The sequence below is a fragment of the Pseudoxanthomonas japonensis genome (assembly GCF_010093445.1).
Lineage (GTDB): Bacteria > Pseudomonadota > Gammaproteobacteria > Xanthomonadales > Xanthomonadaceae > Pseudoxanthomonas_A > Pseudoxanthomonas_A japonensis.
Map to the genome: position 1 here is coordinate 22,043 of NZ_PDWW01000021.1, position 19,789 is coordinate 41,831.

Annotated in this window: 16 protein-coding genes; all 16 read right to left on the minus strand. The window is 68.5% G+C overall.

Annotated features, from left to right (window positions below; translation table 11 throughout):
* Positions 1-58: 58 nt before the first annotated feature.
* The 16 genes from CSC78_RS13810 to CSC78_RS13885 all read right to left on the minus strand — a co-directional run bounded on the left by CSC78_RS13810 (position 59) and on the right by CSC78_RS13885 (position 19,584).
* On the minus strand, positions 59-2,305 hold the full coding sequence (locus tag CSC78_RS13810; protein WP_274379365.1) for a methyl-accepting chemotaxis protein: 2,247 nt from the start codon (positions 2,303-2,305) through the stop codon (positions 59-61).
* 28 nt (positions 2,306-2,333) lie between these two features.
* Positions 2,334-3,101: a transporter gene (locus CSC78_RS13815; protein ID WP_162338446.1), complete on the minus strand. Its 768-nt coding sequence runs from the start codon at positions 3,099-3,101 to the stop codon at positions 2,334-2,336.
* A 213-nt stretch (positions 3,102-3,314) separates the two neighbouring features.
* Positions 3,315-5,963: a Cache 3/Cache 2 fusion domain-containing protein gene (locus CSC78_RS13820; RefSeq protein WP_162338447.1), complete on the minus strand. Its 2,649-nt coding sequence runs from the start codon at positions 5,961-5,963 to the stop codon at positions 3,315-3,317.
* A gap of 190 nt (positions 5,964-6,153) precedes the next feature.
* Entirely contained in the window at positions 6,154-8,400 is a 2,247-nt protein-coding gene (locus tag CSC78_RS13825) for a methyl-accepting chemotaxis protein (protein ID WP_162338448.1), read from the minus strand.
* 254 nt (positions 8,401-8,654) lie between these two features.
* On the minus strand, positions 8,655-9,848 hold the full coding sequence (locus tag CSC78_RS13830; protein WP_162338449.1) for an OprO/OprP family phosphate-selective porin: 1,194 nt from the start codon (positions 9,846-9,848) through the stop codon (positions 8,655-8,657).
* 85 nt (positions 9,849-9,933) lie between these two features.
* On the minus strand, positions 9,934-11,931 hold the full coding sequence (locus CSC78_RS13835) for a chemotaxis protein CheA (protein ID WP_162338450.1): 1,998 nt from the start codon (positions 11,929-11,931) through the stop codon (positions 9,934-9,936).
* A 48-nt stretch (positions 11,932-11,979) separates the two neighbouring features.
* A complete protein-coding gene (locus tag CSC78_RS13840) occupies positions 11,980-12,345 on the minus strand; it encodes a response regulator (RefSeq protein WP_162338451.1) in 366 nt (121 codons plus the stop codon).
* Positions 12,342-12,653: an STAS domain-containing protein gene (locus CSC78_RS13845; protein ID WP_162338452.1), complete on the minus strand. Its 312-nt coding sequence runs from the start codon at positions 12,651-12,653 to the stop codon at positions 12,342-12,344. Before CSC78_RS13845 ends, CSC78_RS13840 begins: the two co-directional genes overlap by 4 nt.
* A gap of 173 nt (positions 12,654-12,826) precedes the next feature.
* On the minus strand, positions 12,827-13,927 hold the full coding sequence (locus CSC78_RS13850; RefSeq protein WP_162338453.1) for a chemotaxis protein CheW: 1,101 nt from the start codon (positions 13,925-13,927) through the stop codon (positions 12,827-12,829).
* Positions 13,924-14,706: a ParA family protein gene (locus CSC78_RS13855; protein ID WP_162338454.1), complete on the minus strand. Its 783-nt coding sequence runs from the start codon at positions 14,704-14,706 to the stop codon at positions 13,924-13,926. The genes CSC78_RS13850 and CSC78_RS13855 overlap by 4 nt, the downstream gene beginning before the upstream one ends.
* Complete coding sequence (gene motD / locus CSC78_RS13860) at positions 14,706-15,665, minus strand: flagellar motor protein MotD (RefSeq protein ID WP_162338455.1); 960 nt, start codon at positions 15,663-15,665, stop codon at positions 14,706-14,708. Before motD ends, CSC78_RS13855 begins: the two co-directional genes overlap by 1 nt.
* Positions 15,666-15,683: 18 nt before the next feature.
* On the minus strand, positions 15,684-16,424 hold the full coding sequence (locus CSC78_RS13865) for a flagellar motor protein (RefSeq protein WP_162338456.1): 741 nt from the start codon (positions 16,422-16,424) through the stop codon (positions 15,684-15,686).
* Positions 16,425-16,641: 217 nt separating this feature from the next.
* A complete protein-coding gene (locus tag CSC78_RS13870) occupies positions 16,642-18,384 on the minus strand; it encodes a chemotaxis protein CheA (protein ID WP_162338457.1) in 1,743 nt (580 codons plus the stop codon).
* Between the two features lie 27 nt (positions 18,385-18,411).
* Complete coding sequence (locus CSC78_RS13875) at positions 18,412-18,549, minus strand: hypothetical protein (RefSeq protein WP_162338458.1); 138 nt, start codon at positions 18,547-18,549, stop codon at positions 18,412-18,414.
* Positions 18,550-18,586: 37 nt separating this feature from the next.
* Positions 18,587-19,204 carry a protein phosphatase CheZ gene (locus CSC78_RS13880; protein WP_162338459.1) on the minus strand — a complete coding sequence of 206 codons (618 nt, stop codon included), beginning with the start codon at positions 19,202-19,204 and terminating at the stop codon, positions 18,587-18,589.
* Positions 19,204-19,584 (minus strand): chemotaxis response regulator CheY, encoded by a 381-nt coding sequence (locus CSC78_RS13885; protein ID WP_162338496.1) that lies wholly within the window; start codon positions 19,582-19,584, stop codon positions 19,204-19,206. The genes CSC78_RS13880 and CSC78_RS13885 overlap by 1 nt, the downstream gene beginning before the upstream one ends.
* Positions 19,585-19,789 lie beyond the last annotated feature (205 nt).

A 19,789-nucleotide genomic window follows, 5' to 3' on the forward strand; every position in this document is an offset into this window, starting at 1 on the left:
CCCCGAACGCACACGGCCCGCGAGCAGCGGGCCGTGGGGTGGAACGGAAGGCCGCCGATCAGAACTCCTGCCACTCGCTGTCGTTGGCGAAGGTCGGATCGGTCTTGCCGGGTGCCGGCCTGCGGGCGGCGGCACTGGGTTTCGCGGCTGGCGCGGCGGGCGAGTCCTTGCCATGGGTGGCGGCTGCAATGGCGTGACGCACCGGTGCGCTGATGGTGGTGTCCAGCGTGAACACGGCGACCGACTCGGCGAGCGCGCGCGCCTGTTCCGCCATCGACGTGGCGGCAGCCGAGGCTTCTTCCACCAGTGCGGCGTTCTGCTGGGTCGCTTCATCCATGTGGGTGATGGTCTGGTTGACCTGCTCGATCCCGGCGGATTGTTCCTGCGACGCGGCGGAGATCTCGGCCATGATGTCGGTCACGCGTTGCACCGAGGACACGATCTCGCTCATCGTCGTGCCGGCCTGGTCGACCAGTGTCGATCCTTCGGCCACCTTGTCCACCGAGGTTTCGATCAGGCCCTTGATCTCCTTGGCCGCATTGGCCGAGCGCTGGGCGAGCGTGCGCACTTCCGAGGCGACGACGGCGAAGCCGCGGCCCTGCTCGCCGGCGCGTGCCGCTTCCACGGCGGCATTCAGCGCCAGGATGTTGGTCTGGAAGGCGATGCCGTCGATCACCGAGATGATGTCGGCGATCCGTCGCGACGATTGCTGGATGTCGGACATGGTGGCGACGACCTTGCCGACGACATCGCCGCCCTGCGAGGCCACCGAAGCGGCGCCCATCGCCAACTGGTTGGCCTCGCGCGCGGACTCCGCGTTCTGGCGCACGGTGGAGGTCAGTTCCTCCATCGAGGCCGCGGTTTCTTCGAGATTCGCGGCCTGCTGTTCGGTACGGCGGGAGAGATCCAGGTTGCCGGAGGCGATCTCGCCGGCGGCGGTATTGATGGAGCCGGAGGCGTCCTGGATGCGGCCGACGATGTCGGTCAGCTGGGCGACGGTGGCATTGGCGTCGTCGCGCATGGTGGCGAACACGCCGTGGAAGTCGCCTTCCATCCGTGCGGTCAGGTCGCCGCGGGCGATCGCCTGCAGCAGCGCCGAGACCTCGCCCAGGTTGCCGTGGGTGCTCTCCATCAGCGAATTGACGCTGGCGACCATCTCGCGGAAGTCATGGCGGTACTGCGCCACGTCGCCGCGCTGGGAGAAGTCGCCTTCGGCCGCGGCTGCGGCGAGGCGCTTGATGTCGCCATTGATCGCCGACAGGTTGGCCTTGCACATGTCCATCGCTTCGGTGATCACCGCCTTCTCGCCGGGCAGTCGATCCATGTCGGCCGAGAGGTCGCCGACGGCGTAGCGCTGCATCAGGTCGACCAGCCGCATCTTCATGTCGACGTGCGCGGCCACCAGTGCATTGGTGTCGTGCACCATGCGTCCGTAGTCGCCGGGGAACGCGGCTTCGTCCATCCGGTAGCTGATCGTGCCCTGCTCGTGGCGTTCCGCCATGTGGCGCTGCGCCACGATCACCGCCTGCACCTGTTCCTGCACCTGCTGCATGCTGTGCGCCAGGCTGCCGCGATCGCCGTCCCGCAGCGCGACACTCCGGCTGAAGTCGCCGGCGGCGATGCGGCGTGCGATATCCGCCACGTCGGCGGGTTCGCCGCCGAGTTGACGGCGCAGTGCACGTGCGATCCAGCCACCCAGCGCCGACAGCGCCAGGATGGCGAGCACCGCGCTGAGCCATTGCCGGCGCGCGACGCCGGCGGCGCGGGTATCCGCCTCGGCATGCGCGACGCGGTCGGCGGCGGTGATGCCGTCGCTGATCGCCGCCATGCGCGTTTCGAGATCCTCGAAACTGGCGATGAAGTCGGCATAGGTCCGGTCGACGGTGGCGGCGCCTTCCTCCACCTGGCCGATCACGGTGCCGGCGTGGCCGATGTAGCCATCCAGCGCCGGGCCGATCTCCTGCATCGTCCCGGCCGTGGCGGCATCGAGGTGCAGCTTCGCCTGTGCATTGGCGGCGATCGCCTCGCGGAACGTGGCCGCGTGTTCCTGCCAGGCCTGCCGTGCCGACGCGACGCCGGCGGTGTCGTCCTTGCCTCCGGCGAGCATCGCGGCCAGCACGTCGCCGCGCAGCGCGTCGTGTATCATGTCGGCCTGCATGTGATGGCGCAGCGAGAGCGCACTGGCGCTCTGGTCTTCCAGCGACGCCAGCAGGTCGCGCTGGCCGAGATGGCCGATCACGCCCATCGCCACCAGCCCCAGGAGGGCGGCGGCGATCAGCGTGGCGAGCATGTGGGTGGTCTTCATGGTGGTTGTCCGGTCGGGGCGGTGACGGTCAGAAGCGTGCCGACACGCCGACGGTCACGGCGTGGTCGGGCGTGCGGCGATTGAGGCCTGCGCTGTACGCCAGGTCGAGTTGCACGTCGTCGTTGAGCAGCCAAGCGCCGCCCAGGTCCAGCGTGGCGATGGTGCCGCCGTCGTTCGCGCGTGCGATCTGCGGGAGCGCGACTTCGGCGAACGTGCGGAACCGGTCCGTCCACGCCTTGCCGACGACCACGCCGAGGATGCCGGCGGTGTAGCGGCGGCCCTCGTCGTCGCTTTCGCGTACCAGGCCGGGCATCACGCCGAGGGAATAGTCGTTGGCCAGTTCCCACTCGGCGACGAAGCGCACCGACGGACGAACGCCGTGCCCGCGGAACGCGCGGTCGCCGCTGGGCAGGTCGGCGTGCACCAGCCAGGCCAGCGACGGCCCGCGTTCGCCGGAGCCGGCGACGTGGTACTTGGCACCGACCGAGACATCGGCCAAGCCGCTTTCGCGCTCGCCGTCCGTCGTGCTGCGCAGCCAGCCGTCGCCCTCCAGGCGGAGTTCCCAGTGGTCGGAAACACCGAGGCGCAGCAGCGTGGGGGTGGCGAACGTGCGCGCGTCGCCGTCCTGCTCCCATGCGACGCTGGTTTCGACTTGGACACGATGCGCGCCCACGGTCTGGCTGGATTCGACGAAGTCGGGGCGGTCGGTGGCGATGGGTTCGGCGGCCCGCGCATCGGCGATCGCGACGGCGATGGCGAGCAGGATCAGGGGGAGGAAGCGGTGTGCGTGCGGCATGGGAAGTCACCAGGTCGGGTGGATCCGGTCCGTCATCGGGCCGGTGGCTCCGTAGCTATCGGCCCGACCGGCAGGCGCTTGAATCACATATTTCCCTGTTTATCAGTAACTTGCATAACGTCTGGCGACGCCATAATCGCGAAAAAGCAGATGGCCCGGACAATGCCGGGCCGTCGTGGAGGCGATGCCTGCGGCGGGGCGCGAGGCCTGGGGTCAGAACTCCCGCCCGCCGTTGTCGTCGCCGTCGGCGAGTACGGGCGCCGGCACGCGCACCGGGATGGCGCGGACCTGCTTCTGTTCGACACTGCGCCGCGCCGCGGGTGGGACGTGCGTGGACGTCCTGCGGACAGTGCGGTCGTCCGCATGCAGCTTGAACACCGCGACGGACGTGCTGAGCGCCTGTGCCTGCTGCTCCATCGAGCGCGCGGCGGCGGTGGCTTCTTCCACCAGCGCAGCGTTCTGCTGGGTGGTCTCGTCCATCTGCACGATGGTCTGGTTGACCTGCTCGATGCCCGACGACTGCTCCTGCGACGCCGCCGAAATCTCGGCCATGATGTCGGTCACGCGCTGCACGCTGGCCACGATCTCGGCCATCGTCGCGCCGGCCTGGTTCACCAGCGCGGAACCGTCGGTAACCTTGTCGACCGAGGTTTCGATCAGGCCCTTGATCTCCTTGGCGGCGTTGGCAGAACGCTGGGCCAGCGTGCGCACTTCGCTCGCCACGACGGCGAAGCCGCGGCCCTGTTCACCGGCACGTGCGGCTTCAACGGCCGCGTTGAGCGCCAGGATGTTGGTCTGGAAGGCGATGCCGTCGATGACCGAGATGATCTCGGCGATCTTCTTCGACGACTGTTCGATGTCGGTCATGGTCGTGACGACCTTGCCGACCACGTCACCGCCCTGCGAGGCCACCGACGCCGCACCGATGGCCAACTGGTTGGCCTGACGCGCCGACTCGGCGTTCTGGCGCACGGTCGAGGTCAGTTCCTCCATGGAGGCGGCGGTCTCTTCCAGGTTCGCCGCCTGCTGCTCGGTGCGGCGCGAGAGGTCGTTGTTGCCGCTGGCGATCTCGCCGGCCGCGGTGTTGATGGAGCCGGAGGCATCCTGGATGCGGCCGACGATGTCGGTCAGCTGGACGACGGTGGCATTGGCATCGTCGCGCATGGTCGCGAACACGCCATGGAAGTCGCCTTCCATCCGCGTGGTCAGGTCGCCGCGGGCGATGTCCTTCAGCAGTCGGGAGACCTCGGCCAGGTTGTCATCGGTGGTCTCCATCAGGTGATTCAGTCCGCCGACCATGTCGCGGAAGTCGTGCCGGTATTTTTCGACCTCTCCACGCTGGCTGAAGTCGCCGGCCGAAGCCGCCATGGCCAGGCGCTTGATCTCGCCGTTGATGGCCGAAAGTGTGGTCTTGCAGGCATCCAGCGTTTCGGTGATGAACGCTTTTTCACCTGGCAGGCGGTCCATGTCTTCCGACAGGTCGCCGTCGGCATAGCGTCGCATGATGCCGACCGCACGCATCTTCACCGCGATGTGCGCAGCGACCAGCGCGTTGGTATCGCGCACCATGCGTCCGTACTCGCCCGGGAACGCGCTGTCGTCGATGCGGAAACTGATGTTGCCTTCGTCGTGGCGGTGCGTCATCTCGCTCTGCGCGGCGATCACCGACACCACCTGGGTCTGCACCTCGTGCATCGCGGACATCAGCTGGCCGACTTCGTCGGTACGCGAGGTCTCGATCCTGCCGTCCAGCCGGCCGGCGGCGACGTCCTTGGCGATGGCGACCGCCGAGCGCAGCGGACGCGAGACGACGCGACGCACGCCGACCGCCGTGAGCACGCCGATCACGACCAGTGCGAGCAGCGACAGCGCGAGGATCGCCACCGTCAGCGAGCGGCTGGCGGCCAGCACGTTGTCGCGCGGCTCCACGGCGACCAGCGCCCATTTCCACGGGGCGAAACGCTGGACCGCCACCAGAGCGGGCACGGCCGGTTCGCCGGCCCTGGGTGCGATGTCGAGGACCGCATGGCCCTTGTCCTGGTCGAGCAGCGCGTTCATCGCCGGCACGGAGCCGGCGTCGACCACGTCGGTGTAGGGGGATTCCTGGCTGGCAGGATGCGCCGCAAGCGTGCCCTGGTGGTCGCCCTCGGCCAGATCGACGACGAAGAAGTAGCCGGCCTTGCCGAGTTGCGTCGTGCGCAGCTTGTCCTTCAGCGCCGCCAGTCCGTCACCGTAGTTCTGGCCGACGAACAGGATGCCGACGGTCCTGCCTCCGGCATCCTGCAGCGGCTGGTAATGGGTCATGTAGTCGCGGCCGAACAGCCGTGCGCGTCCGGTGTACGGCTTGTCTTCCAGCATCAGCGCATACGCCGGGTGCTTATGGTCGAGCGCGGTACCGATGACGCGCTCGTCCTCGGTATTGCGTAGCGACGTGGTGGCGCGGATGAAGTCGTCGCCCTGGCGCACGAACAGCGTGGCGACCACGCCGGTGGCGTCGGTGAACCGGTCCACGTGGGTGAAGTCGAGGTTCATCGTCTGTTCGCCGAAACGCAGCGCGGGCACCTCGACATCGCCGATGGGCGCGCTGGCGGCCGTGTCCACCGACACGTCGCCCGAAGGCAGCGACGCGCGGAAGCTGCGCGCCATCCGCTGCGTGGCGTCGGTCAGCGTGCTGTCGTACAGCGCGACGGATTCCAGCATGACCTGCGCGGCCACATCCAGGTCGGCGAGCGCACGCTCCTGGATGGCGCCGCTGGACTGCCGCTGCACCACGAACGCGAGCAGGGCGAGTACCACCGCGACGGCGACGGTGACCTGGAGGGAGAGTTTGCTGCCAAGGGAAAGACGCGCGAGTCGGGTCATGGGGCAGGGAGGTGGTTGAGGTATCCAGACCGGTATCGGCGTTACACCCACCAAATTGAGCGCTGCGTCAGAGTTTCCCCGACGAACGGTAAACGCGTGTACGTTGAGCGGTGTCCTCCGCTCAACGCACACGGCCCGGACATGCCGGGCCGTGTGCTTGACGCGAACGCTGGATGGCCTGGGGGCGAGCTCAGAACTCCTGCCAGTCTCCGTCGGCCAGCGCAGGTTCCGGCGTGCGCGCGGGCTTGCGGGCGACGGCCTTGGCGGCGGGCTTCGCCTTGGGCGTGGCGACGACCGCTGCCGCCGCAATGACCGTGCGTACCGGAGCGGTCACCGCGCCCCGCAGCTTGAACACCGAGACCGACTCCGTCAGCGCCTGCGCCTGCTCTTCCATCGAGCGGGCGGCGGCGGTGGCTTCCTCCACCAGCGCGGCGTTCTGCTGGGTCACTTCGTCCATCTGGGTGATGGTCTGGTTGACCTGCTCGATGCCGGCGGACTGTTCCTGGGAGGCGGCGGAGATCTCGGCCATGATGTCGGTCACGCGCTGCACGCTGGCCACGATTTCGGCCATGGTCGCACCGGCCTGGTTCACCAGCGCCGAGCCATCGGAGACCTTCTCCACCGAATTCTCGATCAGGCCCTTGATCTCCTTGGCCGCATTGGCGGAGCGCTGGGCGAGGGTACGCACTTCGCTCGCCACGACGGCGAAGCCACGGCCCTGCTCGCCGGCACGCGCCGCTTCCACTGCGGCGTTGAGTGCCAGGATGTTGGTCTGGAAGGCGATGCCGTCGATGACCGAGATGATCTCGGCGATCTTCTTGGACGACTGTTCGATGTCGGTCATGGTGGTGACGACCTTGCCCACGACATCACCGCCCTGCGAGGCCACGCTGGCGGCACCGATGGCGAGCTGGTTGGCCTGGCGCGCCGATTCGGCGTTCTGGCGCACGGTGGAGGTCAGTTCCTCCATCGAGGCGGCGGTCTCTTCCAGGTTGGCGGCCTGCTGTTCGGTACGACGCGAGAGGTCGTTGTTGCCGGAGGCGATCTCGCCGGCGGCGGTGTTGATGGAGCCGGAGGCGTCCTGGATGCGGCCGACGATGTCGGTCAGCTGGGCGACGGTGGCATTGGCATCGTCGCGCATGGTCGCGAACACGCCATGGAAGTCGCCCTCCATGCGCGCGGTCAGGTCGCCGCGGGCGATCGCCTTCAGTATCTCGGAGACCTCGCCGAGATTGGTGTCGGTGGTCTCCATCAGGCGATTGACGCCGTCGACCATTTCGCGGAAATCGTACTCGTACTTCCCGGCGTCGCCGCGCTGGCTGAAGTCGCCCGCGGATGCGGCGGTGGCCAGACGCTTGATGTCGCCGTTGATCGCCGACAGGTTGGCCTTGCACATGTCCATCGCCTCGGTGATGACGGCCTTCTCGCCAGGCAGGCGATCCATGTCCATCGACAGGTCGCCCACCGCATAGCGGCGCATCACGTCCACGGCGCGCATCTTCACGCCGATGTGCTGGGCGACCAGGGTGTTGGTGTCGCGCACCATGCGGCCATAGTCGCCGGGGAAGTCGCTGTCGTCGATGCGGAAACTGATGTTCCCTTCGTCGTGGCGGCGCGTCATCTCGGCCAGGGCCGCGATCAGCGCCACGACCTGGCGCTGCATGCGCTGCATGGCGGACAGCAGCTGGCCGACCTCGTCGGTGCGCGAGGTGTCGATCTTGCCGTCGAGCTTGCCGGCGGCCACGTCGTTGGCCGTGCGCAGCGCCTCGCCGACGGATCCCGAAATGGAGCGGCTGATGCTCCAGCCCAGCAGGCCCGCCAGCGCCAGTACCAGCACCAGGCCGCCGACCAGCGCCAACACGGTGCGGTCGTGCGCCTTGCGCGACGCTTCCACGTTCTTCGCCAGGTTGTCGACGTTGTATTGCGACAGCGTCTTCAGGTGGTCGAACAGCTCGCGACGCAGCTTGCGCGAATCGCTGCCGGAAATCGCCTTGGCGGTCTCGAAATCGTCCGCCGCGATGGCGGCGGCGATGCGGTCGTGGGCCTCGAAGTAGGCGGCACGCGCAACCTCGACGTTCTTGTACAGCGCCAGTTCTTCCGGCGAGGACTCGGCGGGGATCGCGTTGTAGCCGGCCTCTTCGGCGTCGATCTTGGCGCGGGTGTCCTTCAGCCGCTTGTCGTAGTCCGCGAGCTCGGCGGCATCGCCCTGCTTGGTCAGTTGCGCCTGTTCGAACGTGCGGAACTCGCCCAGCTGCGCGCGCATCTCGCCGAGATGCTGGACGGCGGGCATCCAGTTGTCGTTGACCGCGCGGATCTGCGCCTCGCCGGCATTCAGCCGCCACAATGAGAAGCCGCCGAGCAGCAGGGTCAGCGCGGTGGTGATGGTGAAGGCCAGCGCCAGCTTGCGGGCGATGGACAGGTTCTGGAACCAGGTCATCTGAAGTCTCTCCGGTAAAACATCAACGCCCAGCCAATGGCCGGTATCCACGACAGGGCAGGGCTGCGAAGGGCGTCGGAGAGAGGGGGTCTCGCGCCGGTGCAGCGCGGTATCGCACTGTCTGCACCCGGGGTAACGGCTTCATGTGACACTTCTTTACGACCGTTCGGCGGCGTGGCCTGCGCGAACGCGGGGAAGTGCACCGCTTCCCGCGCCGACCGTGACCGGGTGCGCGGGACGCGGTGTCGTACGCCTCAGAAATGCATTTGGGCGCGCAGCTGGAACACGGTCGGATCGGCGGAGAACGCACCGCGCGAGGCATCCGTCTTCACGACGTTGGCCTGGAACTTGAAGTAGGGCGTCAGGTACCAGTTGGCGCCCAGCGTCCAGTTGTGCTCGCGCCCGCCGGCGATGCCGTCGCTGTCCAGGTCGATGCGGCTGTAGCGGGCCAACAGTTCCAGCGCGCCGTACGTGCCCTTTGGCTTGGGGTTGGCGACATTGCCGCCGCTGTAGCCACGCGACTCGCCGGTCGCCAGCCAGCTGGCGAACACGTAGCCGCCATCGGCCGAGTAGGACGGCAGGCCGAGCTCGCGCGTGGTCTTCTGTCGCAGGTACTCGCCCTGCAGCGACCATGGCCCGTGGATCCACAGCGCTTCCAGGCCGGTGCGGTCGATGCGGTCCACGCGGGTGAGCGTGCCCGAATCCACCAGGCGCACGCTGGTGAGTGCCGCCTCCGGTCGCGCACGCCAGCGCACGCTGGGATGCACGGTCACGCCGAGTCCGTTGACCTCGCTGTCCGGACGTTCCTGCGACCCGGCGATGCCCAGGTGCAGTACATCACCGGTGGCCTTGCGCGGCGTCCATGCCAGGCGCACCGCCGCGGTGTCGCCCTTGTTGTTGCCGAGCAGGTCGGATTCGAAGAAGTAACCGGCGTTGGCGAGGTAGCGCTCGCGCTCGAAGGCCCAATCGATGCCGCTGCGGCGGTTCTCGTAGAAGGCCTGCGTGGGCAGCGCCGCTTCCAGGAAGCTCACTGCACGCGTGGCGGTATTGCCTTCGAAGCCGAGCGGCACCTTCATCTGGCCGAGGCGGACCTTGCCGACGTCGCGGCCGAACAATGCCTTGGTCTCCACCCGCAGCGCCACGTCGTTCCAGCTCTTGGCGTGGAAGTCGTAGGTGACGCCGAGGTCGTACACGCCCTTCCGGCGCAGGGTGATGCCGAGCTCCTGACGGCGCCAGGCGTCGTCGTCGTCCAGCGCGGCGCCGTTGTAGCCCTCGCCGGAGAAGCGGTTGAGGTCGTACTGCAGGTTGCCGCCCAGGCTCAGCTCGGTGCCGCCGGCGAAGGTGATCTTCGGCGGCCACGCGCTGGCGCTGGCCTTGCCGTCGTCGGCAAGCGCACCGGCGTGTACGGCCAGCAGTGAGAGCGCGAGGATGGAGAGGGCGTACTTCATGCGGTTACCGATAGTGTAGGCGCGTGCGCCAGCGGGCGTCGCCCGGCGCGGGCGACGCATGCGAAGGCAACGCGGGGGAATGGGCTCAGGCGGCCTGCTGCATCCGGCGCGTGCGCACCAGGCCGCCGACGTCGACGATCAGGGCGACGCGGCCATCGCCGAGGATGGTGGCGCCGGAGATACCGTCGATGCGGCGGTAGTTGTTCTCGAGGTTCTTCACCACGACCTGCTGCTGGCCGATCAGTTCGTCGACTTCCAGAGCCAGCTTCTGGCCATCGGCTTCCACCACCACCACCAGTTGGTCGGCGTTGCGGTGGTCGCCGTAGCGGTAGTACTCGTTCAACGCGACGATCGGCAGATACTCGCCGCGCACGCGCAGCACGCGTCCGTCGCCGGCCACCGTGCGCACGTCTTCGTCCTTGGGCTGGAGCGCTTCCAGCACGTAGGTCAGGGGCAGGATCAGGGTTTCGTCGCCGACCGACACGGCCATGCCGTCGAGGATGGCCAGCGTCAGCGGCAGGCGGATCACCACACGGGTGCCGTGGCCGGCGGCGCTCTCGAGCTGCACTTCGCCACCGAGCGCCTGGATGTTGCGGCGGACCACGTCCATGCCGACGCCACGACCGGACAGGTCGGTGACGGCTTCGGCAGTGGAGAACCCCGGCTGGAAGATCAGGTCCCAGACCTGCGCGTCGGTCGGGTTCTCCGGTACGGCGAGGCCGCGTTCGGCCGCCTTGGCGAGGATGCGGTCGCGGTTGAGGCCGCGGCCGTCGTCGCTGACTTCGATGACGATATGGCCGCCCTGGTGCGAGGCTGCCAGCGTGATGGTGCCTGTCTCGTCCTTGCCCGCCTGCGCACGCACGTCGGGCATCTCGAGACCATGGTCGATCGAGTTGCGCACCAGGTGCACCAGCGGATCGGCGATGCGTTCGATCAGGCCCTTGTCCAGTTCGGTGCCTTCGCCGACGGTGCGCAGACGCACCTGTTTGCCGAGGCGCGCGGACAGGTCGCGGACCAGGCGCGGGAAGCGGCGGAACACCGCGTCCACCGGCAGCATGCGCACGCCGATGACGGCTTCCTGCAGGTCGCGGGTGTTGCGTTCCAGCAGATCCAGGCCGGCGAACAGGCGCTCGCACTGGGCCTGGTCGAGCAGGCCGGAGACCTGCTTCAGCATGGCCTGGGTGATGACGAGTTCGCCGACCAGGTTGATCAGTCCGTCGATCTTGTCGACGCTGACGCGGATGGAGGTTTCGGCGGCATCGTTGGCGGCCGGCGTGGCAGCTGCGGCAGGCGCCTGTGCGCCACTCGCGGCGACGGCGGTCACCGGTTGCGCGGCGACGGCAACGGCCTCGCCCGGCACGGCGGTGCGCTGCATCGGCTGGATGTCGAGTTCGCAGTCGTCGACGACCCAGGCGAACACGTCATCCACCGCGCTGCGCGGCACCTTGCCGATCAGGCCGAGATCCCACGCCAGGTAGGCTTCCAGCGGATCGATCTGCTCGAAGCCGGGCAGGCGTTCCATGCGGCACGCGATCTCCAGCGGGCCGAGGTGTTCCAGTTCGCGCAGGATGCGCAGCGGATCGTTGCCGCTCATGAACAGCGACGGCGCCGGGGTGAAGCCGATCTTCCAGCCGTCGGGTTCGGCATCGGCGACCGCTGCGGTGGCGGGTGAGGCGGCGGCAGCTGGCGCATCCTGGCCGGACAGCACCGCGTTGAGGCGGTCCTTCATGGCCTGCACGGCAGCGGGATCGGCCGGCGTACCGTGTTCGGCTTCGGCCAGCAGGGTGCGCAGCACGTCGACGGAGGCGAGCATGGCGTCGACGGCGGGCGGGCTGACCGCACGCTGGCCGGCACGCAGTTCATCCAGCAGCGTTTCCAGCACGTGGGTCATGCCGGCGATGGCATCGAAGCCGAACGTCGCCGAGCCGCCCTTGATGGAGTGCGCGGCGCGGAAGATGGAGTTGATCAGGTCGCCGTCGCGGTTGCCCTGTTCCAGCGACAGCAGGCCGGCTTCCATGGCTTCCAGTCCTTCGCGGCTTTCCTCGAAGAACGTGGCGTGGAAGCGCTGCATGTCCATGTTCATTGCGACGGTGCCCTGGTGCGGTCGGAAGGGAAGCGGAGGAGGGTGGGATCAGCCCAGGACTTTCTGGACGGTGGCGACCAGCTGTTCCGGGTTGAACGGCTTGACCAGCCAGCCGGTGGCGCCGGCGGCCTTGCCTTCGGCCTTCTTGTCGGCAGCCGACTCGGTGGTCAGCATCAGCATCGGCGTGAACTTGTAGTCCGGCAGGCCGCGCAGCGCACGGATCAGCGAGATGCCGTCCATGTTGGGCATGTTGACGTCGGTGACGACGGCATTGAATTTCTGTCCCTGCGCGCGCCCCAGCGCCACCTGGCCGTCTTCGGCTTCATCCACCGCGAAACCCGCCGAGCTCAGGGCGAAGGCGACCATCTGTCGCATCGAGGCCGAATCGTCCACTACCAGAATGCGTGCGCTCATGCGGCGTTCTCCACTTGTTGCGTGTTGTGTTCGTTGTCGTTGGCCAGCCCGAGCTGGGGCGCGAGGCCGAGCAGGCGCGCGGCGTCGCGGAAGTTCTGGCTGACCGCACTGAAATCGGTGGCCAGGCCGGCCTGCTCGCGCTGGCGCACGAAGCTGCACAGCACCTGCAGGCTGGCGGTATGCACGCGCTGCACGGTGCCGGCGTCCAGCGCCAGCGGTTCCGGCTGCGCGACGTGCGGGGCCAGGTGCTGCTTGAGGTCGGTGGCGGCCTCGATACCGAGGTCGTCACCCAATGGCACAGCGCTCATCGTGTCTCCGGAAAGGCGGCTCTAACGAGGTATCGGCGCGGCAGAGCCGCTCTTGAGGGATGGGTGTGAATGTGTGACGGAGTTGGATAAAGCGGGGAATGAGGGAGAGGAGCGAGGAGGGGCTGGGCGTCTGCTTTTCCTCACTTCCCACTCCTCTCCACTCGTTGCTCGCTTCACTGCAGTATCCGCGAGGCGTCCAGCAGGATCACCGCGCACTCGTTGAGCCGTGCGACGCCGCGGAACAGCGGATTGGACATGCGGCCGACGCGTGCGTTGTCGGGCGATTCGATCTGCTGGTCGGTGAGGTTGGCGACGTCCTCGACCGCAGTCACGCGCAGGCCCAGGGTCTCGCCGTGTTCTTCCAGCACCACGATGCGGGTGATGGTGTCGGGCTCGATCGCACGCCGGCCCAGGTACAGGCCCAGGTCGATCACCGGCACCACCTGGCCGCGCAGGTTCATCACGCCCAGCATGTGCGGGGCGGCGCCGCGCAGCGGCAGCAGGGTGGCGGGACGCACGACTTCCTGCACCTTCAGCAGTTCCAGCGCGTAGTGCTGCTGGTCGCAGCGCAGCCGCAGCCAGCGGGTCTTGCGTTCGGTCGCGCGGCGACGCTCGCCGGTGTCGATCGGCGTCTGCATGAAGGGCTTGGCCGGCAGCGGCACGGCCGCATAGGGCACGGGTGCGGCGGGCCTGGCCGGCGATGGAGCCGGCGCAGACACCGCTGCCGGTGCTGCGACACGCGAGGTCGGCGCGGCGCCGCCGTGCAGGTCGTCGAGCAGGGCTTCGAACTCGTCGTCGTCGATCATGTCCGCGCCTGCGCGGACCGGCGTCACGGCAAGCGCGGGAGCGGTGGCCGCCGCTGCGACGGGCGCGGCCACGACGGCCGTCGGCACACCGTCGCCATGCAGTTCGTCGAGCAGGGCTTCGAACTCATCGTCGCTGATCAGATCGGCTTCGCTGCCGGCGCGCACGGGCGCGACCGCGAGCGATGGCGCGGGAGCAGGCGCAGAGGCTGGCGGCGCCGGATCGGCGATCGTCGCGCCCGGTGCGGCGTCGCCATGCAGGGTGTCGAGCAGGGCCTCGAATTCGTCGTCGGTGATCAGGTCGGCTTCGCTGCCGGCGCGTACCGGTGCAACGGCCAGTGCGGGCGCAGCGACCGGTCCGGGATCGACGGCAGGCGCAGCGGCCACCGGCTCGGCGGCCTGTGCCGGCGGCGCGGCGACGTCGCCGAGCAGGTCGAGCAGGTAGTCGTCGAGGACGGCGGGGGTGGTCATGCGGCCTGTTCCGTGTCGCGGGCTTCGGTCAGCAGCAGCCAGTCGAGCGCGCGCCGGTAGGCCGACAGTCCACGGCCCGGGTAGGCCGCGGCGGGGCTGGAGCGCGTCAGCACGTCGACGCTGCAGATGCGGGTGTCGTTGGGGATGGCGTCGTTCCAGACGCGTTCGCCGTATTCGTCCTGCATGGCCTTCAGCGTGTCGGCGCCGGTGCGCGTGCGCTTGTCGTACAGGGTGGGCAGGATCGAGACCGGCAGTTCGCGGTGACGCGAGCGCTGGATCATCTCCGCCGTGCGGCACATGCCCTTGAGGCCGTGCAGCGCGAGCGGCTCGGTCTGTGTCGGGATGATGACGTGGTCGGCCGCGGCCAGCGCGTTGACCATCAGCAGGCCGAGTGTGGGCGGGCAGTCGAACAGCACGTGGTCCCAGGCATGACCGCCGCGCGCCAGTGCATTGGACAGTGCCAGGCCGAGGCCCGGCTGGGTCGCGCTGCGGCGTTCCAGCGTCGCCAGCGGCGTCTGCGCGGCGACGAAGGAGAGGTTCTCGATCTCGGTGCTGCGCGCCACGCTGGCCAGCGTCGGCGGCTGTTCGTCGAACAGGTCCAGCACGCCGGTCGGCTGCGGGTCGGTGGCGACACCGAAGGCGCGCGTCAGCGACGCATGCGGATCGAGGTCGACGAGCAGCACGCGATGGCCGCGCATGGCCAGGCCGCGGCCGAGGGCGAGGGTGGTGGTGGTCTTGCCGACGCCGCCTTTCTGGTTGGCGATTGCCCACACGCGCATCACTGGACTCCTTCATGGACCTGGGGCGCCGGCGGCGCTCCGGGCATGGGCGACGCGGCGTGGGCCGGCAGCGGCGGCAGCGAGATCACCGACGGCGGCGGGACCTGTTGCTGTGCATGCAAGTCCGGTGCCGGACCGGTGGGACTGGCCAGGATGATCAGCAGCACGCGGCGGTTGGCATTGCGGCCTTCCTGGGTGGCGTTGTCGGCGATGGGGCGGAACTCGCCGTAGCCGATCATCGCCAGCCGCTCCGGCGGAATTCCGTCGCGCACGAACAGGTGCACCACGCTGGCCGCGCGTGCGGACGACAGCTCCCAGTTGGAAGGGAACTGCGAGGTGCGGATCGGGCGATCGTCGGTATAGCCCTCCACCCGCACCGAGTTGGGCACGTTGCCGAGCACCGCGGCGAGCTTGCCGACGGTCTGCTGGGCCTGGGGGTCCAGCGCGGCGGAGCCGGTGGCGAACAGGATGTCGCTGTTGATCTGCACTTCCAGCCACAGTGCCGAGCGCTTGATGGTGACCAGCTTCTCGTCGATCAGCGGCGCCAGCGCGCGCTCGAGATCGTCGGCGATGCGCTTGAGTTCGCCCTGTGCGGCCTGCAGGCCCTTGGCGTCGAGCGACATGTTCATCTGCGACGCCATCGCCGCCAGCAGGGTGACGTTGGGCGACGGCGAGGGCGCGGACGGCCCCTTCTTGGCGCCGGACTTGATCGGCGACGGCCGGTCGTAGTCCGCGCCCTGCAACTGGTGGTTGCCCACCTGCACCGGATTGATCGTGCGCGGTGCACCGCCGAAGGCGGCGGTCAGCGAATCGGCCACCACCCGGTACTTGCCCTCGTTGACGGTGGAGATGGCGTACATCACCACGAAGAAGGCCAGCAGCAGCGTCATCAGGTCGGCATAGGGAATCGCCCAGGCCTCGTGGTTGGCGTGCTCTTCGTGCTTCTTCCTGCGTGCCATCGCCGTCGTCCCGCCGGCTCAGTGCAGGAAGCCGGCCAGCTTGGCCTCGATGTTGCGCGGGTTCTCGCCCTGCGCGATGGCGATCAGGCCCTCGATGATCATTTCCTGCTCGCGGCTGCGGCCGCCGATCACGCTCTTGAGCTTGCTGGCGATGGGCAGGAAGAACAGGTTGGCCGAGGCGATGCCGTAGATGGTCGCAGTGAACGCAGCGGCGATGCCGTGGCCCAGCTTGCTGGGGTCGGCCAGGTTCTTCATCACCGCGATCAGGCCGAACACCGCGCCGATGATGCCCAGCGTGGGCGCATACACGCCCATCGCCTCGAAGACCTTGGCGGCGGCCAGGTCCTGGTGTTCCTGGCCGTTGAGGTCGATTTCCATCATGTGGCGGATCGCCTCCGGCTCCACGCCGTCGACCAGCATCTGGAGGCCCTTCTTGAGGAACGGATCGTCGAGCTGGTTCACGACCGGCTCGAGTCCCAGCAGGCCCTGCTTGCGGGCGATGTTGCTCCATTCGACGATCTGCGCGACCAGCGCGTCGCCTTCGGTGCCGGGCGGACGGATGATCCAGCGCACGATCGCCAGGGCGCGCTTGAACACCGGCGGCGGCGTGTGCACCAGGATCGCGGCGATGGTGCCGAGGATGACGATGACGAATGCCGCCGACGACCACAGCGACGACAGGCCCGCGCCCTTGAGGATGCTGCCGCCCACCAGGGCGACCAGCGCCAGCAGGAGTCCGATGAGGCTGAAGATGTCCATGTAGCGATCTATCGGCCCGGTTCAGGTGGACTTGAGGTGGCGCGGGTGTGAGGCGACGCGACTCGCGACCCGCATCACACCCGGATCTCTGCTGTGGGAGCGACGTAAGTCGCGATGGCCGCGAGACGACGTGGAGCAGGGTCTGGATGGCTGAAGGAAAGAGCTCGCGACTTACGTCGCTCCCACAACAGCCCGGGTTCCACAGACCGCCAGCGGGTCACGCCGTCGCGCGCAGCCCGTCTACATCGAGGATCAGCGCCATGCGGCCGTCGCCGATCAGGGTGGCGCCGGCGTAGCCGGGCAGGCCGCGCACGGCGCGCGGCAGGGGCTTGATGACGACTTCCTCGCGCCCGCGCACCTGGTCGACGATCAGGCCGAAGCGCTGTTCGCCCATCTGCAGCACCACGATGGTGAGCAGCGGCGCCATCACCGGGTCCACGCGCAACCATTGGCGCAGGTCCACCAGCGGCAGCGTGTGGCTCTGGCGGTCGAGTACGGCCTGGCCGTCGAACCAGCGCAGGCTTTCGGACGGCGCGTGCAGCACTTCCATCACCCGCGCCAGTGGCAGCGCGTAGACCGGGTCGCCGGCCTGCACCAGCAGCGTGGGCAGGATGGCCAGCGTCAACGGCACGCGGATGACGAAGCGGCTGCCGCGACCCACGTCGGAATGGATGGTGATCTGCCCGCTGAGTTCGCGGATGCGCGATTGCACTACGTCCATGCCGACGCCGCGGCCGGAGATGTCGGTGACCACGGCCTTGGTCGAGAAGCCGGCCATGAAGACCAGTTGCAGGCATTCGTCGTGGGTCAGGCGGGCGGCGGCCTCCGGGTCGATCAGCCCCTTCTCCAGCGCCTTCGCGCGCAGGCGTTCGGGGTCGATGCCGGCGCCGTCGTCGCGGATCTCGATGGTGACGAAGTCGCCTTCCTGCTGGGCCGACAGGCGCACGTGGCCCTGTCGCGGCTTGCCGCAGGCCTCGCGCAGCGAGGGCACTTCGATGCCGTGGTCGATGGCGTTACGCACCAGGTGCACCAGCGGATCGGCCAGCGCCTCCACCAGGTTGCGGTCGAGCTCGGTGTCGGCGCCGACCAGTTCCAGGTCGACTTCCTTCTGCAACTGGCGGGCGACGTCGCGCGCGACCTTGGGAAAGCGCGAGAACACCTTGCCGACCGGTTGCATGCGCGTGCGCATGACCGCGGTCTGCAGGCGTGCGGTGGCGATGTCCAGGCTGCTGACGGCGCGGTCGAGTTCCTCGTCGCGGATGCGCGCGCGCAGGGTCTTCAGGCGGTTGCGCGACAGCACCAACTCACCCACGAGATTGACGATGGCATCCAGCCGCTTGGTGTCCACGCGGATGGTCTGTTCGGCTTCGCCGCCGGCTTTGGTCGCTGGCTTGGGCGTCGCGGGTTTCGCCGGCGCCGGGACGGCCGCGACGGGTGCGGATGGCACGACGCTGGTCGGTGCGCCGCCGCCATGCAACTGGTCGAGCAGGGCCTCGAACTCGTCGTCGCCGATCAGGTCGCCGCCGGCCTGCGGTGACGGTGCGGCTGCCGCCGCGGGTTTCGGCGCCGGTGCGGGTGTGCTGCCGTGCACGTCGAACTGCTCGATCAGCGCCTGCGGCGCGTGCGGCGGTTCCTCGCCGGCGCCGACGGCGTCCAACATCTGCTGCAGCCAGTCCAGCGATTGCTGGGCGGCGTCGAAGTGTTGCGCTTCCAGCGTCGCCTGTCCCGCGCGCACGAGCCCCAGTGTTTCCTCGGCGGCATGGCAGAGGTTGACCATGGCCTGGATGCCGAGGAAGCCGGCGCCGCCCTTCAGCGTGTGGAAGCCGCGGAACACCGCATTGAGCTGGCCGCTGTCGGAAGGGTCGTGTTCCAGCGTCACCAACTGTTCGCCCAGCCGGTCGAGGATCTCCTGTGCTTCGATCAGGAAGTCGGCGGCGATTTCGGGCGTGACGGCGGACATGGGCGGGGCGGTTACCGGTGCGGACGATCAGCGGGAGGAATCGAGCAGGGGCATCGCGTTGCCGTGGCGGCGGCGCAGGAAGCGCGCGACCACGACATCGCAGACCAGCAGCAATCCCACGAACAGCAGGACGACGGGGTGGCGGGAACGACGGGCGGCGGGCATGGCAGGTCTCCGGTTCCGCAGCGCGCGTCCCCCGGGGCTACAACCCCAGGCCGGACAGCAGGTCGTCGGCGTCGTCCTGCGAGAACGCGTTGCGGTCAAGACCAGCAACGGCCGGGCCGGCGAGTTCTGAAGGCTTGTCGCGGTTTTTTTCCGGCGGCGGCAGGCCGAGCGCGCCGAAACCCTCGTGCACGCGGCGCACGATGCCGGCGACGCGGCGGATGATCTGGCCGGTCAGGTCCTGGTAACTCTGCGCCAGCGCCATCTCGGACAGCCCCTTGCCGATGCGGTCCACCAGCGCGGCCTGTTCGGCCGACAGCGCGGTGCCTTTCAGCTCGGTGGCATAGCCACGGCATTGTTCGGCCAGGTCGAGGGTCTTGTGGCTGGCCTGCTCGGTCATCTCGACCACATGGTCCAGGCGCGCGCAGGCATCGTCGAGCTCGCCGGCTTCCGGCGGCGGCAGTTCGCCCAGCGTCTGCGCCAGTTCGCGGGCCAGGCGGCCCAGGCCCTGCATCATCGGCTGCGTGCGCCAGGCGGCGATGGCATCCAGTTCGCGGCGCCAGCCGGCTTCGTCGCCGTGTTCCAGCGCGTCGAGCGCGCTCTGAAGTTTCTCCACCAACGCCGCGCGGGCACTGGTGGCGTCGGCGACGGCGTTCATCAGGCGGCCGCTCCCAGGCGTTCGAAGATCTTGCCCAGCTTCTCTTCCAGCGTCTGCGCGGTGAACGGCTTGATGATGTAGCCGTTCACGCCGTTCTGCGCGGCCTCGATGATCTGTTCGCGCTTGGCCTCGGCGGTCACCATCAGCACCGGCAACGTCTTGAAGCGGTCGTCGGCGCGGATCGCCTTGAGCAGCTCGATGCCGGTCATGCCGGGCATGTTCCAGTCGGTGACCACGAAATCGAAACTGCCCTGGCCCAGCGCGGTCAGCGCGGTGGTGCCGTCGTCGGCCTCGGCGGTGTTGGTGTAGCCGAGGTCGTTGAGCAGGTTCTTGATGATGCGGCGCATGGTGGAGAAGTCGTCCACGATCAGGATGCGCATGTTCTTGTTGGTCACGGAGGCTCCGGTGTTGCGTGGACGGTGGGACTGGTGGGGATATCGGCCGGGGGCGGGAAAGGTTTAGGGAGCGGGGAATCGGGAATAGGGAATAGGGAATGGGAAGGTGGGCGGTGTTGTCGCGTCCGGAGCAACGCTGACCTGCAGACGACGCAGGGCTCCGTTCCCCATTCCCCATTCCCGATTCCCC

Bases quoted from the DNA above. Each gene is read 5' to 3' on its own strand.
- CSC78_RS13810 (WP_274379365.1), bottom strand. From the start codon at position 2,305: ATGAAGACCACCCACATGCTCGCCACGCTGATCGCCGCCGCCCTCCTG.
- CSC78_RS13815 (WP_162338446.1), bottom strand. From the start codon at position 3,101: ATGCCGCACGCACACCGCTTCCTCCCCCTGATCCTGCTCGCCATCGCC.
- CSC78_RS13820 (WP_162338447.1), bottom strand. From the start codon at position 5,963: ATGACCCGACTCGCGCGTCTTTCCCTTGGCAGCAAACTCTCCCTCCAG.
- CSC78_RS13825 (WP_162338448.1), bottom strand. From the start codon at position 8,400: ATGACCTGGTTCCAGAACCTGTCCATCGCCCGCAAGCTGGCGCTGGCC.
- CSC78_RS13830 (WP_162338449.1), bottom strand. From the start codon at position 9,848: ATGAAGTACGCCCTCTCCATCCTCGCGCTCTCACTGCTGGCCGTACAC.
- CSC78_RS13835 (WP_162338450.1), bottom strand. From the start codon at position 11,931: ATGAACATGGACATGCAGCGCTTCCACGCCACGTTCTTCGAGGAAAGC.
- CSC78_RS13840 (WP_162338451.1), bottom strand. From the start codon at position 12,345: ATGAGCGCACGCATTCTGGTAGTGGACGATTCGGCCTCGATGCGACAG.
- CSC78_RS13845 (WP_162338452.1), bottom strand. From the start codon at position 12,653: ATGAGCGCTGTGCCATTGGGTGACGACCTCGGTATCGAGGCCGCCACC.
- CSC78_RS13850 (WP_162338453.1), bottom strand. From the start codon at position 13,927: ATGACCACCCCCGCCGTCCTCGACGACTACCTGCTCGACCTGCTCGGC.
- CSC78_RS13855 (WP_162338454.1), bottom strand. From the start codon at position 14,706: ATGCGCGTGTGGGCAATCGCCAACCAGAAAGGCGGCGTCGGCAAGACC.
- motD (WP_162338455.1), bottom strand. From the start codon at position 15,665: ATGGCACGCAGGAAGAAGCACGAAGAGCACGCCAACCACGAGGCCTGG.
- CSC78_RS13865 (WP_162338456.1), bottom strand. From the start codon at position 16,424: ATGGACATCTTCAGCCTCATCGGACTCCTGCTGGCGCTGGTCGCCCTG.
- CSC78_RS13870 (WP_162338457.1), bottom strand. From the start codon at position 18,384: ATGTCCGCCGTCACGCCCGAAATCGCCGCCGACTTCCTGATCGAAGCA.
- CSC78_RS13875 (WP_162338458.1), bottom strand. From the start codon at position 18,549: ATGCCCGCCGCCCGTCGTTCCCGCCACCCCGTCGTCCTGCTGTTCGTG.
- CSC78_RS13880 (WP_162338459.1), bottom strand. From the start codon at position 19,204: ATGAACGCCGTCGCCGACGCCACCAGTGCCCGCGCGGCGTTGGTGGAG.
- CSC78_RS13885 (WP_162338496.1), bottom strand. From the start codon at position 19,584: ATGCGCATCCTGATCGTGGACGACTTCTCCACCATGCGCCGCATCATC.